General features: G+C 43.5%; 15 protein-coding genes. 5 read left to right on the top strand and 10 right to left on the bottom strand.

Features of this window, described 5'->3' with window-relative positions; translation table 11 throughout:
- Positions 1-16 precede the first annotated feature (16 nt).
- The 3 genes from OCV44_RS07830 to OCV44_RS07820 all read right to left on the bottom strand — a co-directional run bounded on the left by OCV44_RS07830 (position 17) and on the right by OCV44_RS07820 (position 3,421).
- Positions 17-1,114, bottom strand: a complete 1,098-nt coding sequence (locus OCV44_RS07830; RefSeq protein ID WP_139685808.1) for an amino acid ABC transporter permease — start codon at positions 1,112-1,114, stop codon at positions 17-19.
- Position 1,115: 1 nt separating this feature from the next.
- Positions 1,116-2,321, bottom strand: a complete 1,206-nt coding sequence (locus OCV44_RS07825; protein WP_139685807.1) for an amino acid ABC transporter permease — start codon at positions 2,319-2,321, stop codon at positions 1,116-1,118.
- A 71-nt stretch (positions 2,322-2,392) separates the two neighbouring features.
- The gene (locus OCV44_RS07820; protein WP_004733634.1) at positions 2,393-3,421 is read right to left on the bottom strand and encodes an amino acid ABC transporter substrate-binding protein; all 1,029 of its coding nucleotides are present in this window, start codon (positions 3,419-3,421) and stop codon (positions 2,393-2,395) included.
- A 480-nt stretch (positions 3,422-3,901) separates the two neighbouring features.
- Between OCV44_RS07820 and OCV44_RS07815 the strand changes: the two genes are divergently transcribed.
- The gene (locus tag OCV44_RS07815; protein ID WP_139685806.1) at positions 3,902-4,843 is read left to right on the top strand and encodes a precorrin-2 dehydrogenase/sirohydrochlorin ferrochelatase family protein; all 942 of its coding nucleotides are present in this window, start codon (positions 3,902-3,904) and stop codon (positions 4,841-4,843) included.
- 164 nt (positions 4,844-5,007) lie between these two features.
- On the opposite strand, the gene OCV44_RS07810 is transcribed toward OCV44_RS07815, so the two are convergent.
- On the bottom strand, positions 5,008-5,490 hold the full coding sequence (locus tag OCV44_RS07810) for a YajQ family cyclic di-GMP-binding protein (RefSeq protein WP_004733632.1): 483 nt from the start codon (positions 5,488-5,490) through the stop codon (positions 5,008-5,010).
- A gap of 12 nt (positions 5,491-5,502) precedes the next feature.
- Positions 5,503-6,561, bottom strand: coding sequence for a 3-deoxy-7-phosphoheptulonate synthase (locus tag OCV44_RS07805; RefSeq protein ID WP_139685805.1), 1,059 nt, complete (start codon positions 6,559-6,561; stop codon positions 5,503-5,505).
- A 207-nt stretch (positions 6,562-6,768) separates the two neighbouring features.
- On the opposite strand from OCV44_RS07805, the gene OCV44_RS07800 reads away from it, so the two are divergent.
- Both OCV44_RS07800 and OCV44_RS07795 read left to right on the top strand, forming a co-directional pair.
- On the top strand, positions 6,769-7,656 hold the full coding sequence (locus OCV44_RS07800; RefSeq protein ID WP_139685804.1) for a putative PEP-binding protein: 888 nt from the start codon (positions 6,769-6,771) through the stop codon (positions 7,654-7,656).
- Between the two features lie 176 nt (positions 7,657-7,832).
- Positions 7,833-8,318 (top strand): PaaI family thioesterase, encoded by a 486-nt coding sequence (locus tag OCV44_RS07795; protein WP_017082222.1) that lies wholly within the window; start codon positions 7,833-7,835, stop codon positions 8,316-8,318.
- 83 nt (positions 8,319-8,401) lie between these two features.
- On the opposite strand, the gene OCV44_RS07790 is transcribed toward OCV44_RS07795, so the two are convergent.
- Complete coding sequence (locus tag OCV44_RS07790) at positions 8,402-9,757, bottom strand: hypothetical protein (RefSeq protein WP_012603874.1); 1,356 nt, start codon at positions 9,755-9,757, stop codon at positions 8,402-8,404.
- 28 nt (positions 9,758-9,785) lie between these two features.
- On the opposite strand from OCV44_RS07790, the gene OCV44_RS07785 reads away from it, so the two are divergent.
- Positions 9,786-10,694 carry a CvfB family protein gene (locus OCV44_RS07785; protein ID WP_009846647.1) on the top strand — a complete coding sequence of 303 codons (909 nt, stop codon included), beginning with the start codon at positions 9,786-9,788 and terminating at the stop codon, positions 10,692-10,694.
- Between the two features lie 341 nt (positions 10,695-11,035).
- Here OCV44_RS07785 and rsmF read toward each other — a convergent pair whose 3' ends face one another.
- From rsmF to OCV44_RS07765, 4 genes are all read right to left on the bottom strand, one after another.
- Positions 11,036-12,457, bottom strand: coding sequence for a 16S rRNA (cytosine(1407)-C(5))-methyltransferase RsmF (gene rsmF, locus OCV44_RS07780; RefSeq protein WP_139685803.1), 1,422 nt, complete (start codon positions 12,455-12,457; stop codon positions 11,036-11,038).
- 148 nt (positions 12,458-12,605) lie between these two features.
- Positions 12,606-15,263, bottom strand: a complete 2,658-nt coding sequence (locus tag OCV44_RS07775; protein ID WP_139685802.1) for an MlaD family protein — start codon at positions 15,261-15,263, stop codon at positions 12,606-12,608.
- Entirely contained in the window at positions 15,250-16,551 is a 1,302-nt protein-coding gene (locus tag OCV44_RS07770) for a paraquat-inducible protein A (protein WP_122047521.1), read from the bottom strand. Before OCV44_RS07770 ends, OCV44_RS07775 begins: the two co-directional genes overlap by 14 nt.
- A gap of 78 nt (positions 16,552-16,629) precedes the next feature.
- Positions 16,630-18,426, bottom strand: a complete 1,797-nt coding sequence (locus tag OCV44_RS07765) for an ABC transporter ATP-binding protein (RefSeq protein ID WP_139685801.1) — start codon at positions 18,424-18,426, stop codon at positions 16,630-16,632.
- Positions 18,427-18,515: 89 nt separating this feature from the next.
- Between OCV44_RS07765 and OCV44_RS07760 the strand changes: the two genes are divergently transcribed.
- Entirely contained in the window at positions 18,516-19,007 is a 492-nt protein-coding gene (locus OCV44_RS07760; RefSeq protein ID WP_086049475.1) for a GAF domain-containing protein, read from the top strand.
- The last annotated feature ends 14 nt before the right edge of the window (positions 19,008-19,021 follow it).

Below are 19,021 nucleotides of genomic sequence, written 5' to 3'. Positions count from 1 at the left end.
TCCTTGATCTTGTTAATTATCGTTTGTGACCGGTGTGAAGTCTGTTTTCTAGCCAAATCGAGTATCTCGACATGCCAAAACAAAACACCCAGAACACTAACGCGACAAATACATAACTTTCTGTTGAATACCCAAGCCACTCAGGGTCGGTATTCGCGGCTTGGCCAATCCCTAGTACATCAAACATACCGATAATCAAAACTAGACTGGTATCTTTGAACAAACCAATAAAGGTATTCACAATTGAAGGAATCGTGATTTTAAGAGCTTGAGGTAGAATGATCAGGCCTGTTTTTTTCCAGTAGCTCAACCCCAGAGCGTCAGCGGCTTCGTATTGACCTTTTGGTATTGCTTGCAAACCACCACGGATTACTTCCGCCATATAAGCAGCACTAAACAGTACTACCCCGACAAGTGCACGTATCAGTTTATCGGTCTCCATTCCCTCTGATAAAAAGAGCGGAAGCATTACCGAGGCCATGAATAGGACTGTAATCAGTGGTACACCACGCCAGATTTCGATGTAAACGGTACACATACTGCGGATGATTGGCATCTCTGAACGACGCCCTAGCGCCAGTGCGACACCGATAGGCAGTGATACAACGATACCAACAAGTGCGATGATCAGTGTAACCAGTAGGCCGCCCCATTTATGAGTATCAACAACCTCTAGTCCAAAGACACCACCGTACAGTAAGCCTGCAATGATAAACGGGTAGATGTTTACGAAGAATAACCAAATCCATGTACGCTTAGGTGTTTTTTCGTAAGCTAACAAAGCAACAAAAATAGCCAATGTTGCGTAGAAAAAACGAGGACGCCACAGTTCCGCTTCTGGATAGAAGCCATACATGAATTGGTCCCAACGAACGCTAATGAAAACCCAACAAGCGCCTTCGCTAGTACAGGCATCACGTGTTGTTCCTATCCAGTCAGCGCTCAAGAATGCCCAGTCTGCTATTGCCCACAATAAAGTGAAAGCGAAGTAAGCAAGCACCACAGTGACGACACTGTTAACTGGTCCATTAAATAGATTTTTTCTTAACCAACCGACAGGTCCAACAGTATTCGCTGGAGGCGGAAGATCAGGTTGAAATTGATGTGTACTCATCTTATCTCTCCACCAACGCTACTTTGCGGTTGTATATGTTCATTAGAGCGGATGTTAATAGGCTTAGGGTCAAGTAGACGCCCATTGTCATCGCGATTACTTCGATAGCTTGTCCCGTTTGGTTCAATGTTGTTCCTGCAAATACAGACACAAGATCGGGGTAACCAATGGCCATCGCAAGTGATGAGTTTTTGGTCAGGTTTAAATACTGACTGGTTAGTGGTGGGATAATAATTCTTAATGCTTGCGGAATAATCACCAACTTAAGAGTTCTTGTTCGCGGGAGCCCTAGAGACATAGCAGCCTCTGTTTGCCCATGGTTTACCGCGTTGATACCTGAACGCACAATCTCGGCGATGAATGCGGCTGTGTAGATACTTAAAGCGAGCATCAATGCTGCCAGTTCAGGAATAATGCTGATACCACCTTTGAAGTTAAACCCTTTCAAAACAGGGTACTCCGCAGAGATAGGCATGCCCATAACAAAGTAAGTGACTAACGGTAAGCCCACAACCAGTGCCGCAGCAATTCGCAACATTGGTGTTTGTTGACCGGTTAGCTTTTGTTTGTTATTCGCCCAGATGTTGATAACAAAAGTAGCGATGACACCAGTAATCAATGATGCGATGACAATGCTACTGCCTTGTTCTAACACTGGTGCAGGGAAGTACAAACCACGTACATTCAAGAAAATGGCTTCGCCAAGGCTCATGCTTTGACGGGCAGAAGGCAAAGCTTGTAGAACGGCAAAATACCAGAAGAAGATTTGCAACAGAAGAGGGATATTTCGGAATATCTCAATGTAGACTGCTGCAAATCGGCTAACTAGCCAGTTTGAAGATAGTCTAGCGATACCCATACTAAAGCCCAGTACTGTGGCTAACATGATGCCTAATACTGAAACTAAAGCGGTATTGAGAAGACCGATAAAGAATGTACGACCGTATGAGAATGTTTCGTCGTATTCAATCAGTGTTAAGCCGATACCAAAACCAGCTTCTTGGGATAGAAAATCAAAACCAGTGGCGATACCACGGGAATCTAAGTTAGTGAGTGCATTATTTACAATCGTATAAAAGAAAGCACAAAGCGCCGCGACGGCGAGAATTTGGAAAACAACTGAGCGAAAAGTGGGGTTGTAAAAAAGGTTGGCACTTTTGGGCTGTGGTTTTGCTTGAGTTGGAGAAATAGTTTCATTAGGTTTCATACTGCTATAACCTCAAATCCATTTAATAAATAGGGCGGAAAAGTCCGCCCTAATTGATGCTTGTTAATTTATTAACGGATTGGTGGAGCGTACATAAAGCCGCCCGCATTCCATAGTGCGTTTACGCCACGAGAGATCTGTAGTGGTGAACCTGTACCAACAGTACGTTCGAAGCTCTCACCGTAGTTACCAACTTGTTTAATTACTTGGTAACCCCAATCGTCACGAATGCCAAGGCCTTTACCTTTAGGACCGTCAACACCAAGAATACGCTTGATGTTTGGATCTTTTGACTTAAGCATTTCGTCAGCATTCTTAGAAGAGATGCCGTACTCTTCTGCGTTAATCATTGCAGAAAGGGTCCATTTAGCAACGTTGAACCACTTGTCATCATCTTGACGAACAACAGGGCCTAGTGGCTCTTTAGAGATGATTTCAGGAAGTACCTGTGCAGATTTAGGATCAGCTAGATTTAGGCGAAGTGCATATAGACCAGATTGGTCAGTTGTAAGAACATCACAACGACCCGCATCGAAACCTTTTGATGTTTGTGCTGCCGTATCAAATACCACTGGCTTGTAAGACATGCCACTGTTGCGGAAGTAATCGGCTAGGTTAAGTTCAGTCGTTGTACCTGATTGAACACACACTGAAGCGCCATCTAGTTCTTGAGCACTTGTTAGTCCAAGTTCTTTCTTAACCATGAAGCCTTGACCGTCGTAGTAGTTAACGCCTACGAAGTTCAAACCTAGAGCAGTGTCACGATGTAGCGTCCATGTTGTGTTACGAGATAGTACGTCTATTTCACCAGATTGAAGCGCGGTAAAACGCTCTTTTGCTGTTAGCGGTACATACTTAACTTTAGTCTTGTCACCGAGTACAGCCGCTGCAAGAGCTTGACAATACTCAACATCAATTCCTTCCCATTCACCTTTTGAGTTAGGGTTAGAGAACCCTGGAAGACCTGTACTTACACCACAAGTTAGAAAACCTTGAGATGTGACTTTGTCCAGAGTGCTTTCTGCCGCTGATGCTGATGTTGCCATCATCGCAGTTGATGCAGCTACTACTGAAGCAAGAAGTGTTAGTTTATTTGTCATTTGTATCCTTCCTTGTTAACCAGGTGACACCTGATACTCATACTCGTTTGAGTGTCTCTTGTGTGTTGCGTTGTCTATGACCTTGTTGCTCAAATTAAGCGAGTTGCATTTTGCAAATGAAACCGTGTGCGATTTAAACAACTGTTTATAAGGTTAGGAAAGGATCCGTAGTTTCACAAATGTATAATTTAAAAAGAATTTTGAATGAAATCACAAATCCGAACACAATTAGAATGAACAAATGTTAACTGAATGTAAATAGTGCAACGGTTCACACTGTTGGTGCAACGAGATTTAGGTTTTTACATTGATGGCAGACTAGGTAAATATTCTGAATGAGAGTCGCATTACTGGCGGATTAGCCTTAAAAAAGATTGAAATTTGGTCAATAAATATTTTTATTACACTTGGATAGTTATGAATATGCTCCAAATTTGGTAGCATGGCTGAATAGTTATTGAAGTCACCTCAAGGAAGAACATGCGTTATTTCCCAATGTTTTTGGATGTAGAGAATAAGCCAATTCTAGTGGTTGGTGGGGGCGAGGTTGCTTGTCGAAAAGTCGACAGTTTGCTACGAGCGGGAGCAAATGTAACTTTGGTTTCTCCCAAGGTCGCACCTTACTTAAAACAGTTAGCTGATGAAGACAAACTTCGTTGGGTTCAAAATTTTTACTCGTCACAGCTTATCTCGAAAAACTACTTACAAGTATGGGCAACGACCGACAACCCAAACCTAAATCATCAAGTACATAATGATGCAAAAAAAATGGGTATTCTTGTTAATGTGGTCGATGACTTACCCTATTGTGATTTCATCACACCCTCAATGATAAATCGCGGACGAATCCAAATAGCGATCTCAAGTGGGGGAGCATCACCTGTTTTGGTGAGAAATATTAGAGAAAAACTCGAAACTGTATTGCCACAGAACATAGGTTTGATAGCGGACTTCGGTGCATCAAAACGCAATTCAATTAAAGAGTCCTTTCCTACTGTTGATGAACGCCGAAAATTCTGGGAGCGCTTTTTGTCGTCCAGTTTTATTAATCAAGTGACGGATAGGGATCAACTTGAATCGTATTATCAACAGTCGTTGACTGAGCAAGTTGATAGTGAAGGGCAGGTCACTTGGGTCGAATTTGAAGAAGATGTTGAGCTACTTTCTATGAAGGCTTTACGTCTGATGCAAGAGGCAGAGCTCGTACTTTCACCAATCGATTGTCCATTCGAATTTATAGACTTATGCCGTCGAGATGCAGAAAGAGAGAGCTATGTTAATAGCGGAGAGCTATCAACCAAACTTGAGCAAGCCAGAGCAGAGAAATTGCGAGTGTGTGTATTTATTCCACCAGCAAGCGTAGAGTTCAATCTGCTGGTCGGCAAAGACCTAAAATTGTCTGCAGCCAAAGTACTCAAGTAAGGCTCGATATATCTAGCTCGGTTCAAATGCCCTCGCGGTATGCGAATAAAGCTGACCGATAAATAAAAAGCCACTTCCTAAAAGAAGTGGCTTTTTGCGATTTTAAACACGACATTGTGCTGATGAATGAGCAACCACAATAAGCAGTCGCTCAAACTCAAAAATTAGTCGCGGAAGTTGTCAAACTGGAAAGGTTGACCAAGTTCACCGCTGCGAACTAGAGCCATAACAGCTTGTAGGTCATCACGCTTTTTACCCGTGACACGAACTTTGTCGCCTTGGATAGAAGCTTGAACTTTAACTTTGTTGTCTTTGATTAGCTTAACGATCTTCTTAGCGACATCAGTTTCAATGCCTTGCTTAAAGATAACCGTTTGGTGCCAAGTGCGACCTGTTTGGTCTGCTGCTTTCGCTTCCATCGCGTTAGGATCAACATTACGTTTTGTTAGGTTGCTACGAAGGATATCGCGCATTTGCTTCAGTTGAAAATCGTCTTGAGCAGTCAATTTTACTGATTCATCTTTGTAATCAAAGCTTGCTTCAACGCCACGAAAATCGAAACGAGTCGATAGTTCACGGTTTGCGTTGTCTACCGCGTTACGCAGTTCTACTGCTTCTACTTCAGAGATAATGTCAAATGATGGCATTGTGTTGTTTCCTTAAGCTAAGTTTCTATCTTTAATTGCTGTTGCAAGCATATCGAGCATTGTTGCAGTATCTTCCCAGCTTAGGCATGGGTCAGTAATAGACTTGCCGTATTCTAGGTTGTTGATATCTGTCATTGGCTGGTTACCTTCAACAATGAAGCTTTCCGCCATAATGCCTGCAATTTGGTTCTTGTTAGATTTGATTTGTTCACAAATGTCTTGTGCAACTTCTAACTGCTTACGGTGCTGCTTTTGACAGTTAGCGTGGCTAAAGTCTACAACTAAACGTTGAGGCAGATCGAATTCAGCTAACTGCTGACATGCGTTATCCACAGATTCAGCATCGAAGTTCGGGCCTTTATCGCCACCACGTAGAATTACGTGACCGTATGGATTACCAGAAGTACGGTAAACCGTCATGCGGCCGTTCTTATCTGGCGAGTAGAAGTAGTGTGAAGCATGCGCAGCACGAATCGCATCAATGGCAATTTTGATGTTGCCGTTAGTCGCGTTTTTGAAGCCAACTGGGCAAGACAGTGCAGAAGCCATTTCACGGTGAATCTGAGATTCAGTCGTGCGAGCACCAATTGCGCCCCAAGTGATAAGGTCTGCAATGTACTGGCCGGTGATCATATCAAGGAATTCAGTCGCGGTAGCTAGGCCAAGCTTGTTGATATCTAGCAATAGCTTACGTGCTTTATTCAAGCCTGTTTCAAGTGCGTATGAACCATCAAGGTTAGGATCGGTAATTAAACCCTTCCAACCTACAACCGTACGAGGTTTCTCGAAGTAGGTTCTCATGACAACGAATAGTTCATCTTTGTATTGATCTTGAATCTGGCTTAGACGTTCAGCGTAATCAAGTGCCGCATCTGTATCGTGAACAGAGCAAGGACCAACGATAACTAATAGGCGATTATCACGACCCGTTAGGATATCTTCGATTTGGCGGCGAGAATTCTTAATGCGCTCAGCAACGTCGTCAGTAATAGGGTGTGCATTGCCTAGTTCGGCAGGAGTTGGCATAGGACCCAGAGCTTGGGTTCTCAACTCATCAGTTTTTAATGGCATGTGATAGCTTTTTTATTCTATTGCGAAGTGGTTAAGATAACGGAATTGAACAGAGGAATAAACTCTCTTAAGTCAAAGTTATCTCTGTTATTGCTAATATTCTCATTTTTATAAGCAGGCCAACGTCAAATGGGGGATTTTCACTTGTATTAACAGGCAGCTATCGGTATTTTCGTTTGAACACAACATAAAAATGCTGGAGCAGCAATGACTCAAGAAAATCAAAGCACTTTGCACCCAGAACTTGTCTTAGGTGATGTGCTGCCTTCTTACAACGATAATAATAATTCCAACCACTTATACGTTTCATTATCTGAATTGGTCATGGATCGTGTCTTCTATCACCCGAGTATTGAAAGTCATTTAGATACACTAACTGATATCGAAAAAACCTCTTTAGATGCGATCCTTGGCGATAAAACAGTCGATGAGCATTTTGTTTCGACTTTAGTGATTGCCATCCAAGCTGCCGTTCAGCCAAATCATACTTCTGTTCGTATCGCGTTAAGCAGTGCTGATAGCTATGGCTTCCGTTCGCTACTTGGTGGTAGCTGTGAAGCCGAAGAGATAAACCCGGCACTAGGTGTTCGTGGGGTTGCTCGTTATGCAACATCAGAGTACAGCAAAGCATTTGCTTTAGAGTGTCAGGTTATTAAAGCGCTGCGAGAGCAGGGTATTAACGTTGAAGTGGTTGTACCGTATGTACGAGCATTAAGCGATGCTGCTAAGATTATTGATTTGCTTGCAGAGCAAGGCTTACCACGTGGGCTGAATGGCCTAAAAGTTCTGTTCTCGTGCGATGTGCCGTCTGCTGTGCTACTAAGCGAAAGATTACTGCATTACTTTGATGGCGTTGTGGTGAACGTTGATAGCTTAGCGTCTTTCACTTTAGGTGTAGACAAGCACAATGAAGCCCAGCAACATGCTTTTGATCCTCAAAACGAGGCGGTTATTACCTTATTGAGTATGATTGTTAAAGCAACACTGAACGCGAAGAAGCCCGTCCTGCTTGTGACTCAAGGCTTGGTGGACTACCCGCGCTTACAAGGGTTCATCGCGGATCTCGAAGGTGTAGAAACAGTCATCACTGCATAAATCAGCTTATTGTCTAGATAAATCAACTTGCTGTTTGAGTTTATCTAAGTCACTAAAGCTTTGAGAATAAGGGAGATATCATTATGCGATGATATCTCTTTTTTGTAACATTTTTTTGACATATGCATCGCGAATCGATTAACTGGTCTGATGACTTATTTAGCTAGGTAATTAGAATGCTGACCCCTCTACAAAAAGCAAATTTCTACTTGAGCATGTTTGGCTTTTTCAAAGTACCTCTGATCTGGCTATGTCGACCAAAACTGCTCGCGCTGGATAATCAACATGTTGAAGTGAAAATTCCTCTCAAAAGGCGGACTAAGAACCACCTCAACAGCATGTATTTTGGTGTACTAGCAGTAGGTGCTGATGTGGCGGGTGGCTTTCTTGCAATGAGTAAATCTCAGCAGCAAGGCGAAAAGATCTCGCTGGCATTTAAAGAGGTGACAGGTAATTTCTTGAAGCGTCCAGAAGGTGACGTACACTTCACTTGTAATGATGGTGAGTTGATCAACACTATGTTGGCAGAAACCATGTCTACTGGCGAGCGTGTGAATCAACCCGTGACGATTATCGCGACTTGTCCGTCTTTGCATGGCGACGAGCCAATGGCGGAGTTCACGTTAACGCTTTCTATTAAGAAAGTACCTTCGAGAAAGTAGCTAAAAAGTTCGCGGAGTAGCATGAAGGAATCGAAAAGTGAACGAGCGGCATGTAAATTGAGCATCCACATACCGTTCTAACGCTAAGATTCTTGAGTGATTTGCTCGATATCAACGATCTTTGAACGATTCATGACGATTTTCCAGCGGTAATAGGTAGGTTCATCGTCGTGATTGTTCTCTTTAATGATCAGGTTGAGCAGGTGGCGTTTTTCTACTGATTCTCGGCTTACTTGCCCTTCATTCATGCGATATACGTTATTTGAACCCTTGTCCATCAAGCGTGTTAGCGCTCTGAGGCTGATCGATACCGTTTCACGAGTCTCTTCGTAACCACTCATAAAGGTCGATGTCGACATCTCTGTATGCGAACGATAGTGCAAAATTTGCTCTTCACGTTGAACAACACGTTTCTTACGTATTGATTGAATACGGTCTGCTAACTTAGAAAAATTCGCGTAGTCCAACCATTCAAGCTTATGGCCGACAGATTTATTGGTTGTTGGATCAAAGTAGCGGCGTTTCCATTTAGGTTTGCCTTTACGAAGCCAACGCCAAAGGATATCTCTTAAGTCATCTTTGAATATTTCGCGTAACGCATAGATAAATGACATCGATACGATGAAAGATGCGGTGATCTCTCCGAGGAAGTCGCGAGCCAATATAACAGTTGTGGTCACGACCACCATGACTAAGCCTGTGGCGATACCTTTAACGGCTCTCTTCACGTTCTTACCCATTGATGTCGTCTTTTCTTTGAGGACAATAGGGTGTTCTATCAAACGTCGCAGCAGTCGCATCTTGTTGCTCAAACGCGTTACGTCTTCTCGTACCTTCGCTGAGTTATAGCGATTAAGTTTTCGATGGGCGGTCTCTTTTTCACAAAGCGTCAAGAGTCGCTCTTTTATCGTCGAGTATTCACTGCCACGTGGCATATGTGATACCAAAGATAAGAATTTTTGCTCCGTGTACCAAGAAAGGTAGTTATCAATATTGGCATAATAGCGCTTTAGGTTTTCTTCATAAGGAATACTACGACGAAGCTTCTTGAGGATATCCAAAGCCAGTTCGATGACTTCATCGACGTCATCAGCCGTTACGTCGTCACTATCTGTCTTATTCAAGCTGCTCACGGCTTTATCTAAAGCAATCACGTATTGATAGGCGAACAAACTCAAACTCACACGATACTGTGTCGTCGATAAGCGTCCGCGTTTTGCCAAGCGGCTGTGTACCAATGGTAATAGTGTCTTATCACTGTAGTAAGCGCGCTTTTGAGTAATTGAACTGTAGAAGAAGGCACTTTCAGAAAGTACTTCAGGAGTCAGTCCGAGTTCACCGGGAATGAATAGATAAACGTCCATATCGAGCTTTTTGGTCTTCGCCATCGCATGGTTAATTTTAAGTGTTATCGCATCTTGTTTATCAACGGTGATCAACGATGTCTCCTAGAATATAAAAATATGAATGAAACTAGCGAAAGCATATCAGAGATCACGTATAATCACCGCCAAATTTAAAGTAGAGACAATCTTGATGATTAATATTGGTCAAATAAACAACCTAGAAGTAGTAAAACAAGCAGACTTCGGTGTATTCCTTGACGCGAGCGACTATGGAACGGTGTTGCTGCCGAAACGATTTACTCCTGAAGGTGTTGAAATTGGTCAAAAGCTTGATGTTTTCTTATACATTGATTCTGACAACCAGATCGCTGCCACTACTGAAAAACCAATTGCTCAAGTCGGTCAGTTTGGCTTGATGACGGTTGAAGGTGTTAACAGCACTGGTGCATTCATGAGCTGGGGCGTGAAAGGTAAAGACCTTCTTGTTCCTTTCAGCGAGCAGCGCGGCCGTTTAAACGAAGGCCAGTCAATCTTAGTATATGTGTATATCGATAAAGCATCGAGCCGTATCGTTGGCACAACCAAGTTCAACAAATGGTTAGACAACACACCTGCGACTTATAAGCAAAATGAGCAAGTTGATCTCATTATCGCTGAGCGCAGCCAACTTGGTTACAAAGCGATCGTGAACGGTGAACACTGGGGTATGATTTTCCCATCTGACATCATCGGTAAGCTGTTCATCGGTAAAACACTAAAAGGCTACATTAAAAATGTTCGTGAAGAAGACGGTAAGATTGACTTGTCTCTTCAGAAAATTGGTGTCGCTAAGATGGATGACCTAAGCACTAAGGTTCTGGACCTGCTTGAGAAGAAGGGCGGTTACCTGCCTTTGAATGATAAGTCTTCTCCTGAAGCTATTTTCTCTGCATTCAGAACCAGTAAAGGTACGTTCAAGAAGACAATTGGTGGTTTGTACAAATCTGGCAAGATCACTATCGACAAAGAAGGTATCAGCTTAGTTAAATAAGCGATCCTTTCGGTCAAAAAAAAAGCCCAAACTTTCCTGTTTGGGCTTAGGGGAAAGGGCTCCGAAGAGCCTACGCTAATCGTTTCAATCTTTTGACTATTAGATTGAAGTCTAGTTTAGATTCCCTAAAGTGCGATTTTTCTTATTTGAAATAGTGACTTGAATTGATGTTTGTATAATTAGTCGTTGATTTACAAGCGCTCGCACATTGAATTACATGACCGGTAGAATAGAAAAAAAACCAAACAATTAACATTGTTTGGTTTTTTTGTTTGTGCGCTTCTTTAAGTCGTTAAGTCGTTAAGTCGTTAAGTCGTTAAATGGTTAAGCACGAAAGCTATTTAGAATAGGTTCTTATCGCGCACGAGTTCGCGTGGTAAACCGTTCTTCACTCGGTTGCCAACCCACTTACCAAGGCCAATGATCGCGCCGTTGTATTTAACCAGTACTTCGCCCTTACCTGACAAGCCTTCTGGGCGAACATCTCGGCCCATGAACCATTCACGAGCATCTTCAATGCTAAGGTCTACAATGTTGGCTTCATTGCCTGTTGCGAGCGTTGTCGCAACTTGGTGCTGCCAGCGGTAACCTTTTTTATGGGTTTCAGCGATCTTGATGCCCATGCGAGAGAAACGGAACTCACCGATCATAGGTTCTAGCGCTTCTGGGAACAGCCAAACGTCTTTGTCACGAATCCACACTTGAGTGTCACTTGGTAGTTCGATATCGAGTGCGCCTAGCAGTTGTTCAGCGACTTCTTGCTGCGCTTTCTTATTGGCTTTTTCAAATGGGAATTTACCCAAACGTTTTTTCACTTCTGGTGGCGTCACAGAAGCGAGTTTACGAATACGTGCAACGAAGAAACCTTCTGAGTCATAAACCTGCGGGAAGATGTGAAGAAAGCCTTCTTCGGTCGTGGTCGCTTTTGCATTGTCGAATAAGTTTTCTAAAGACTCGAACTCAACCGCATCACCAAAGGTCTCTTTTAGGTGATGACACACTTGTTGGTTCTCTTCCGTGCTTAACGTACAGGTTGAGTAAACCAGCACGCCGTTAGGTTTGAGAGCATGAAAAGCACTTTCGATCAGATCTTTTTGAGTGTCAGCAATATCGACTACAGATTGATACGTCCAGTTCTTCATCGCATCGGCGTCTTTGCGAATTGTACCTTCACCAGAGCAGGGCGCGTCTAGCAGCACAGCATCAAACTGTTCTGGTAACCATCCACCGAAAACTCGACCATCGAAGTTGCTGAGTGCGGCATTACGAACGCCACAACGTTCGATGTTGGCATGAAGAACTTTCACGCGGCTTGCTGCGTATTCATTGGCAACCAATACGCCGTGATTATTCATTAGCGCCGCGATTTGCGTTGTTTTAGAACCGGGTGCAGCCGCAGTGTCTAATACGGCTTGGTAGTCAGCCTCACCTTGGAAAAGTGCAGACGGTGGCATCATAGAACTGGCTTCTTGGATATAGAAAAGGCCAGACATGTGTTCTGCCGTATTACCTAGTGGCGCTTCACTTTCATCCGCTGTAATCCAAAACCCCGTTTCGCACCAAGGTACATGTTCCAGTTCCCAGCCTTTCTCTTTTGCTCGTACTAAGAAGTCCTCAACACTGATTTTCAATGTGTTGACTCGAATACTTTTACGAAGTGGTTTTTGGCATGACGCGACAAAAGAAGCCATATCTAGATGACTAGGCATGATTGATTCGATGTGCGTTAGGAATTCTTCAGGAATATATACGTTAGCGTGCAAAAGAGTGTCTCGATTTATTGCATTAATGCGGGGAGTTTAAAGCAAAATGAGGCCGTCCTAAACCATATTTATAGCAAACAACAAAAATGCAGCCGAATGGCTGCATTTTGATGATGAATTATTCTTTGTTAAGCGTTAGAGGGGCACTTTATGGGCGAGGAATTGCGGTTCTCCATGATGTCCACTCATCTTCGGCTTTAGGATAGAGATAGAAAGACTGATCTTCATTTGCCACTGGCTGAAGTTCATTGGTCGGTGGCGTTGAGAATGTAATGCCACCTCTTAACAAGCTGTCTACCGTTCCAGCTTTGATGTTGGCACCAGATAGACCGATTGAGACATCGACACCTGATACGTTCCAGAACACAGTGTTTGCGCGGATCAGATACGCGTAGTCAGGTTCTATTTGAATCGTAGAGATGATACGGTCAGCAAATTCGCCTAGCTGAACATCGATAACACTGCCTATTTCTAGCTCACGGAATAGGATAGGTGTGCCTTCAGATACCGAGCCTCGCGTTTCGCTTTGTAGCTGGAATATCTTCCCTTCAGGCTGCACAGGTCCTTTGCTAAGCTTAAATTTCGTATTTCTGTCACCATTGCCCGGATCTACGTTGATGTGTTTAGAGAGAAGCGCAGAGACGTTTTTGATGCCGTTGAGGCCAATCTCAGGTTCTGCTAACCAGAAGTGACTGTTCGCCACGGCAATCTTGTCTACGTACTCAGGTAAAACACGCGCAGTAATTTCAATACCACCCTTGTTGAAGTTCGGAATTACCAAGGTAACCTCACCGACGGTGACGCCTTGATATTTGATCGCCATGCCTTTGCTGACTTCTTTATCGCCAGAAGAGGTGATCGTTATTGCGCGACCAAATTTTCGAGCGGATTTCGAATCTTTATAAAGCTTCCACACATCACCAAGTTTGTTGTCTATTCCCGGAAGAGAGTCAAAAGCAATACCACCCTGAATTAGCGTTTTAACGGGTGCCGCTTTAATACTGATACCCGATAACGACGCATCAATCTCAACGCCAGAACGGTTCCAGAAAACAGTATGTTTATTGAGTAAGTGCGTGTAACGGTTTTCAATCGTGACTTTGATTCTCACACCACCGTCGGTAAGCTGAAAATCAGAAATACTACCCACTTGTAGGTTGCGGTAGAGTAGTGGGCTTCCTTTAGAAATTGAAGGTAGCTCGCTCGCAAACAACGACAGTGTCTTTGAGCCAGACTGATTAAACTTAGCGATTTCTGCTAACGACTTACTTTGGAAAAGCTGGTAGTCCGTTCGTGCTTTAGATTGGCCTTCACTCACAAAGCTAATTGAGCCAGTAAGAAGCTGTTTTGCAGGTGGAACCGTCACACTCAAGCCAGATTCGGTAAGCTCTGCGGTTGCACTGCCAGTTACAAAGAAACGGTTGTGGCTTTTGATTAGGTGAGCATATTCGTTATCGATAAGCGCATCCATAAACACTTCGTGTTTGTCTGAGCCAGTGCCCACACCATCGACTAAACCCACTTGGATGATAGAGCCAACAGCAATGCCTTTGTAGAGTAGCTGTGTACCGACATCCAACCCGAATGAATTGTTCGACGTTAAGCGAATCGCAACGGATTTTTCTTGTTCCTGACTGAACTCATTTTTTCGAATCGCAGTAAATCGACGCGCTTTTTCACCTTCACCTGGAACCAAGGTTAAAAAGTTTCCTGTCACTAAGTTGGCAATGTTTTTCATACCAGTGAGTGACAGTTCAGCTTCTTCTAAAACGAATTGACTGCCGCTATTTAAAAAGTCACTGAATGCCGGTTGAATAGCTGCAGATGCGATGACGTTTTCACGCCCTTCGCTTAAAGATAAATCAGTGATCTGACCGATTTCGATGCCTCGATACATGATCGGAGAGCCCGTTGCGCTGATCTTGTTGTCGTCTGGCACTGCGATTTTGATAGAGATACCACGACCGGCGGTTTTCAAATCTGGGTAGAGCTTGAACTTGGTGTTCATTTCTACTGGCTGACCTTCTCCCGGAGAGTCGACCGCAATTGAACCGCCAAGTAGCGCGCTGAGGCTTTCTAAGCGTACGTCGACACCAGAAAATCCGATACTGGCACCTAAGCCACTGACATTCCAAAAACGGCTTTGGTCGGTAATGATATGACTGTATTCATCTTTAATCGCCGCCTGAATCGTCACGGATTTTGCGTTGTCGTTTAGCTGGTAGTTGTAAACTTCACCAATTGGAATTTTACGATAAACGATTTGAGAGCCAACAGATACCCCCCCCAGGTCTTTGGTCGTCAATGAAATATTCAGGCCTTCCGAAGCCAATAAGTCAGAAGGGGATGATTCTAAGGCTTGGAAAACGGTTTCTGGTTCTTGCTTGGTTTCGCTAGGATGGATAGCGATATAGTTACCTGAAACAAGCGCATCTAACCCTGAGATACCAGATAAACTTGCCGTTGGTTTTACGAGCCAGAAACGCGTGCCTTTTGAGAGTAGCTTTTTCGCTTCTGGGTAGATGTCAGCATCGACATAGATGCTCGATAAATCTTTGGACAAGGTAATGTCGCGCACCATACCCACCTCTAAGCCTTGGTAGCGAATTGTCGTTCGACCTGCGACTAAACCTGCGGCATCTGAGAAATATATCTGCACACGTTGTCCTGCATCGTGTATCGATTTCATGACCAACCAACCCGCTAATGCGACGGTTAGTATCGGCAGGATCCACAAAGGGGAAATACCTTTGTTTTTCCTGACTTCTGGTGAATATGACGTTTGTGATTGGTTATCGTTGTTCATTCACTGACTCATCTTTAGAGGTGTAGTTATCCCAAATTAGCCTAGGATCTAAGCTTTCCGCCGCCAGCATCGTGAGAACAACCACGACGCCAAAAGCGACTGCACCATAACCTGGTGTAAAGTTTAAAATTTGTCCACGGTCGACCAAGGTCATCATGATCGAAATAACGAACAGATCCATTACCGACCACTTTCCCACCCATTTCACAATGAAATAGATGGTCATACGTTGTCTATGGTAAACCGCACGCTTCATTTTGATACAAATTAAGATATACGTTAGACCAAGTATTTTCGCGACAGGCACGACGATACTGGCAATAAAAATGATTGCTGCGATGCCATACATGTCGCTATTAATTAGCGAAGCGACACCGGAGATGATGGTGTCTTCTAATCTTTGCCCGTTTGTTATCACGATAGAAATTGGAATGACGTTGGCCGGCACGATAGCCACTGAGGCGGCAAAAAGTAGAGCCCATGTCTTTTGTACAGAGTAGGGTTTGCGATGATATAAGTCATGGTGACAACGCACGCAAGTGTGCCCGTCAGGCTGAGACAGGTGACAGTTATGACAGTGTACGTTCTTACTTTGATCGAAAGAGTAGTCAGATTCTTTAGCCCAAGCTTCCCAGTAGCGACGCACACTGATTCTGCTTACCAGTAAGACACTGAAAAGCTGCAGTAGAATCAGACCAACTAAACCAGGGCCGACGAAAATATCTGAGTAATCTTGTAATTTGAAGCACGAGATTGCCACGCTCACCAGAAACACATCCAACATCATCCAGTGCTTAAGTGTCTGAATGATAGCTAATGCATAACGAAATGGTGTGAAAATCTTAAAGCGCAATGATAAATGGGTGATGAGTACCGAGGTACAAACAAGTAACGGGGCGATCGAACTGCAGAATAAGATCAACAAGCCAAGTAGAGGGAAGCCTTCACCCATTAAAGTAAATACGCCAGATGGTAACGTCGCAGGTATCATGACACCAATCAGGCGAATACTGATGAATTCAAAAAAGTGTGAGGGGATAAACAGCAATAAGCAGGTAATAGCGATTGCAAGGTTTCCAGACAGGCTAGGGGTGCCTCCTCTATAAAGCTGAGTACCGCATCTTGGGCAGTAAGCGGATTTCCCCAAAGGGATGTCCATTTTATCAACGGGAAGTTCGCAGCCCTGACAAAGACGTACAGAGCTACTATCGCACTGGTGCTGAGTCGATAACTGCTGCTTAGTTGATAAAGAGTTGGTTACGGATGGGGAGGTCACGCGACCTCCCAAGTTGAAACACTAATCAGACTTTTAACCTGATTTAAATGCCTAGAACAACACTGATTTAAGTCTCTAGAACAATAAACATCAGGCGTGCGATTGCACACTGCCATAGAGTGTTTGATATAATCCTTGTTGTTCAACCAATTCACCATGTGTTCCTGTCTGTGTAACTTGCCCATCTTCTAAAACATAGATTAGATCGGCCTGTTTCACCGCTGATAATCGATGAGCCACTATCAAAGTTGTGCGATCTTTCAAAAACTCGCTCAGCGCTTTATGCAGTGCTGACTCTGTTGCTGTATCGAGTGCTGATGTCGCTTCATCTAGAATAACAAACTTAGGATTGCTCAGCACCATTCGGGCTATAGCTAAGCGTTGTCGTTGCCCGCCAGACAGTCGAACGCCATTCCTACCAATTTGTGTATCTAAACCATGACTCAGTTGCTTGATGACATCTTGCATTTGAGAGACTTCAAGTGCCCGCCACAACGACATTTCATCGTATTCAGCACCAAGGGTCAGATTATGCCTTAATGTATCGTTAAAAAGTATAGGTTGTTGTAAAACAACGGCAATTTGACTGCGTATTACATCGAAACTGATGTCGTCGGTGGTTTCACCGTTATAACGAATGCATCCAGAGTCCGCTTGATAAACACCAATCAGTAACTGGATTAACGTAGATTTACCACCACCACTCGCACCCACCAAAGCGACTTTCTTACCTGCAGGAATGTGCAGCGATAGCCTATTTAAAACAGTGTTTTCTAATGTGTAAGAGAATGTAACGTCTTCGATGTCGACTGTCACTTCTTGATCTTCATTAAAGGGGTTCACTTTACTGACAGGGCGCTTCTCTTCTTCTAACTGAAGAAGGTCGTTGATGCGCTGCAGCGCTGCTTTCGCGCTATACCAAGAGAATTGAATCCCTAGCAGCTCTTGAACCGGGCCTAACATAAACCATAAGTAGCCAAAGACTGCGAAAATCTGACCAATAGTTAAGTCACTGAATAACACCATTAGCATCGCGACGGCACGGAAAAGCTCGAAACCTAATAGGAACAGCAGAAACGAAACTCGGCCAGCTGCTTCCGATTGCCAAGCGTATTTATCTGCATCGATTCTTACTTGGTTTGCTTGAGCCTTAAGTTCATCGAGAAAGATGCGCTCTTTATTTGCTGCACGCAGTTGATAAATACCGTCTAAGGTTTCCACCAAACGGTTCTGAAAGCGCTCGAAAGATTGGTTCTCGTACTTTTTAAGGTGTTTGACCCTGCTGCCTAGTTTACGGGAGAAATAAATCACAACAGGATTGACCAGTAAAATGAACAGTCCTAAACGCCACTCTAACCATAGCAACACGATAGCGGTACCGAACACGGTCAGGAAGCTGATGATAAATTTAGAAAGGGTCGAGCCAATGAACTTATCTATCGTTTCTATGTCTGTTATCAGGTGAGCATTAATACCGCCGCTGCCTTTGGTCTCGTATTGTCTAATACTAATGCGGCCAAGCTTATCTATCATTTTGCTGCGCATTTGATAGGTAATTGTTTTTGAGACAAGCGTGAATTGACGCCCTTGTAGAATGTTCAACGCTTGGCTAACAGTACGCATGATTATGACTAACAGCAAAGTCAGTGCAATATAGCCAGTTGGTGTCTGCAACGATGTTGGAAGTAGATGGTTCATCATCTCTAAGCCAGAAGCCGGCTTATCAAGTAATACTTCATCAACCATTAATGGCATGAGCAACGGGATAGGGACACTAATGAGAGTTGCAAATATGGCAATAATGTTAGCAAACAGTAATTTGGACTTGTGTTTTTTTACTTGAGTTATTAACCAAGAACGGCTAATAGTGTCTTCTGAATTGGTCATTGTAATGAGAATAAGTCCTATTTAGTTTGATGGCCGCATTTTACTGCGTTCTCTTGATAATGGAAGTCTCAATTTAATTGGAAGTTAATATGAAAATAGAACATTACCAACGCTTAACCAAACAAGCCGTCGCATTAATTGAATCAGAACCCGATCTAACTGCTAATCTAGCTAATATCAGCTCATTATTATTCATGGAGTTGGATGAATTAAATTGGGCTGGTTTCTATTTAATGAAGCAAGACCAAGCTAAGGAAAAAGACGAACTTGTGCTTGGCCCATTCCAAGGTCAACCAGCTTGTGTTCGAATTCCAGTAGGTCGTGGTGTATGTGGAACTGCGGTCGCGACGAATACAGTTCAGCGCATTTATGATGTTCATGAATTCGAAGGACACATCGCTTGTGACGCTGCAAGTAACTCAGAAATCGTTATACCATTTTCGATTGGTGGAAAAATAGCGGGCGTTCTTGATATCGATAGCCCAAATGTTGGCCGTTTTTCTCAAATTGACGAGGACGGACTAACATTTTTCATGGCAGAAGTGGAAAAGCTGCTTAATTCGCACGCGAACAAGGCATAAATTATTCTCTTACT

Source organism: Vibrio tasmaniensis (assembly GCF_024347635.1).
In the GTDB taxonomy this organism is placed as follows: Bacteria; Pseudomonadota; Gammaproteobacteria; order Enterobacterales; family Vibrionaceae; genus Vibrio; species Vibrio tasmaniensis.
The sequence above is the reverse complement of the archived record's forward strand: the minus strand, read 5'-3'. Positions and strand labels throughout refer to the sequence as shown.

Coding starts and splice junctions, on each gene's coding strand:
- OCV44_RS07785 (WP_009846647.1), top strand. CDS start 9,786: ATGAAACTAGCGAAAGCATATCAGAGATCACGTATAATCACCGCCAAA.
- OCV44_RS07760 (WP_086049475.1), top strand. CDS start 18,516: ATGAAAATAGAACATTACCAACGCTTAACCAAACAAGCCGTCGCATTA.
- OCV44_RS07830 (WP_139685808.1), bottom strand. CDS start 1,114: ATGAGTACACATCAATTTCAACCTGATCTTCCGCCTCCAGCGAATACT.
- OCV44_RS07820 (WP_004733634.1), bottom strand. CDS start 3,421: ATGACAAATAAACTAACACTTCTTGCTTCAGTAGTAGCTGCATCAACT.
- OCV44_RS07810 (WP_004733632.1), bottom strand. CDS start 5,490: ATGCCATCATTTGACATTATCTCTGAAGTAGAAGCAGTAGAACTGCGT.
- OCV44_RS07800 (WP_139685804.1), top strand. CDS start 6,769: ATGACTCAAGAAAATCAAAGCACTTTGCACCCAGAACTTGTCTTAGGT.
- OCV44_RS07805 (WP_139685805.1), bottom strand. CDS start 6,561: ATGCCATTAAAAACTGATGAGTTGAGAACCCAAGCTCTGGGTCCTATG.
- OCV44_RS07795 (WP_017082222.1), top strand. CDS start 7,833: ATGCTGACCCCTCTACAAAAAGCAAATTTCTACTTGAGCATGTTTGGC.
- OCV44_RS07775 (WP_139685802.1), bottom strand. CDS start 15,263: ATGAACAACGATAACCAATCACAAACGTCATATTCACCAGAAGTCAGG.
- OCV44_RS07825 (WP_139685807.1), bottom strand. CDS start 2,321: ATGAAACCTAATGAAACTATTTCTCCAACTCAAGCAAAACCACAGCCC.
- OCV44_RS07815 (WP_139685806.1), top strand. CDS start 3,902: ATGCGTTATTTCCCAATGTTTTTGGATGTAGAGAATAAGCCAATTCTA.
- OCV44_RS07765 (WP_139685801.1), bottom strand. CDS start 18,426: ATGACCAATTCAGAAGACACTATTAGCCGTTCTTGGTTAATAACTCAA.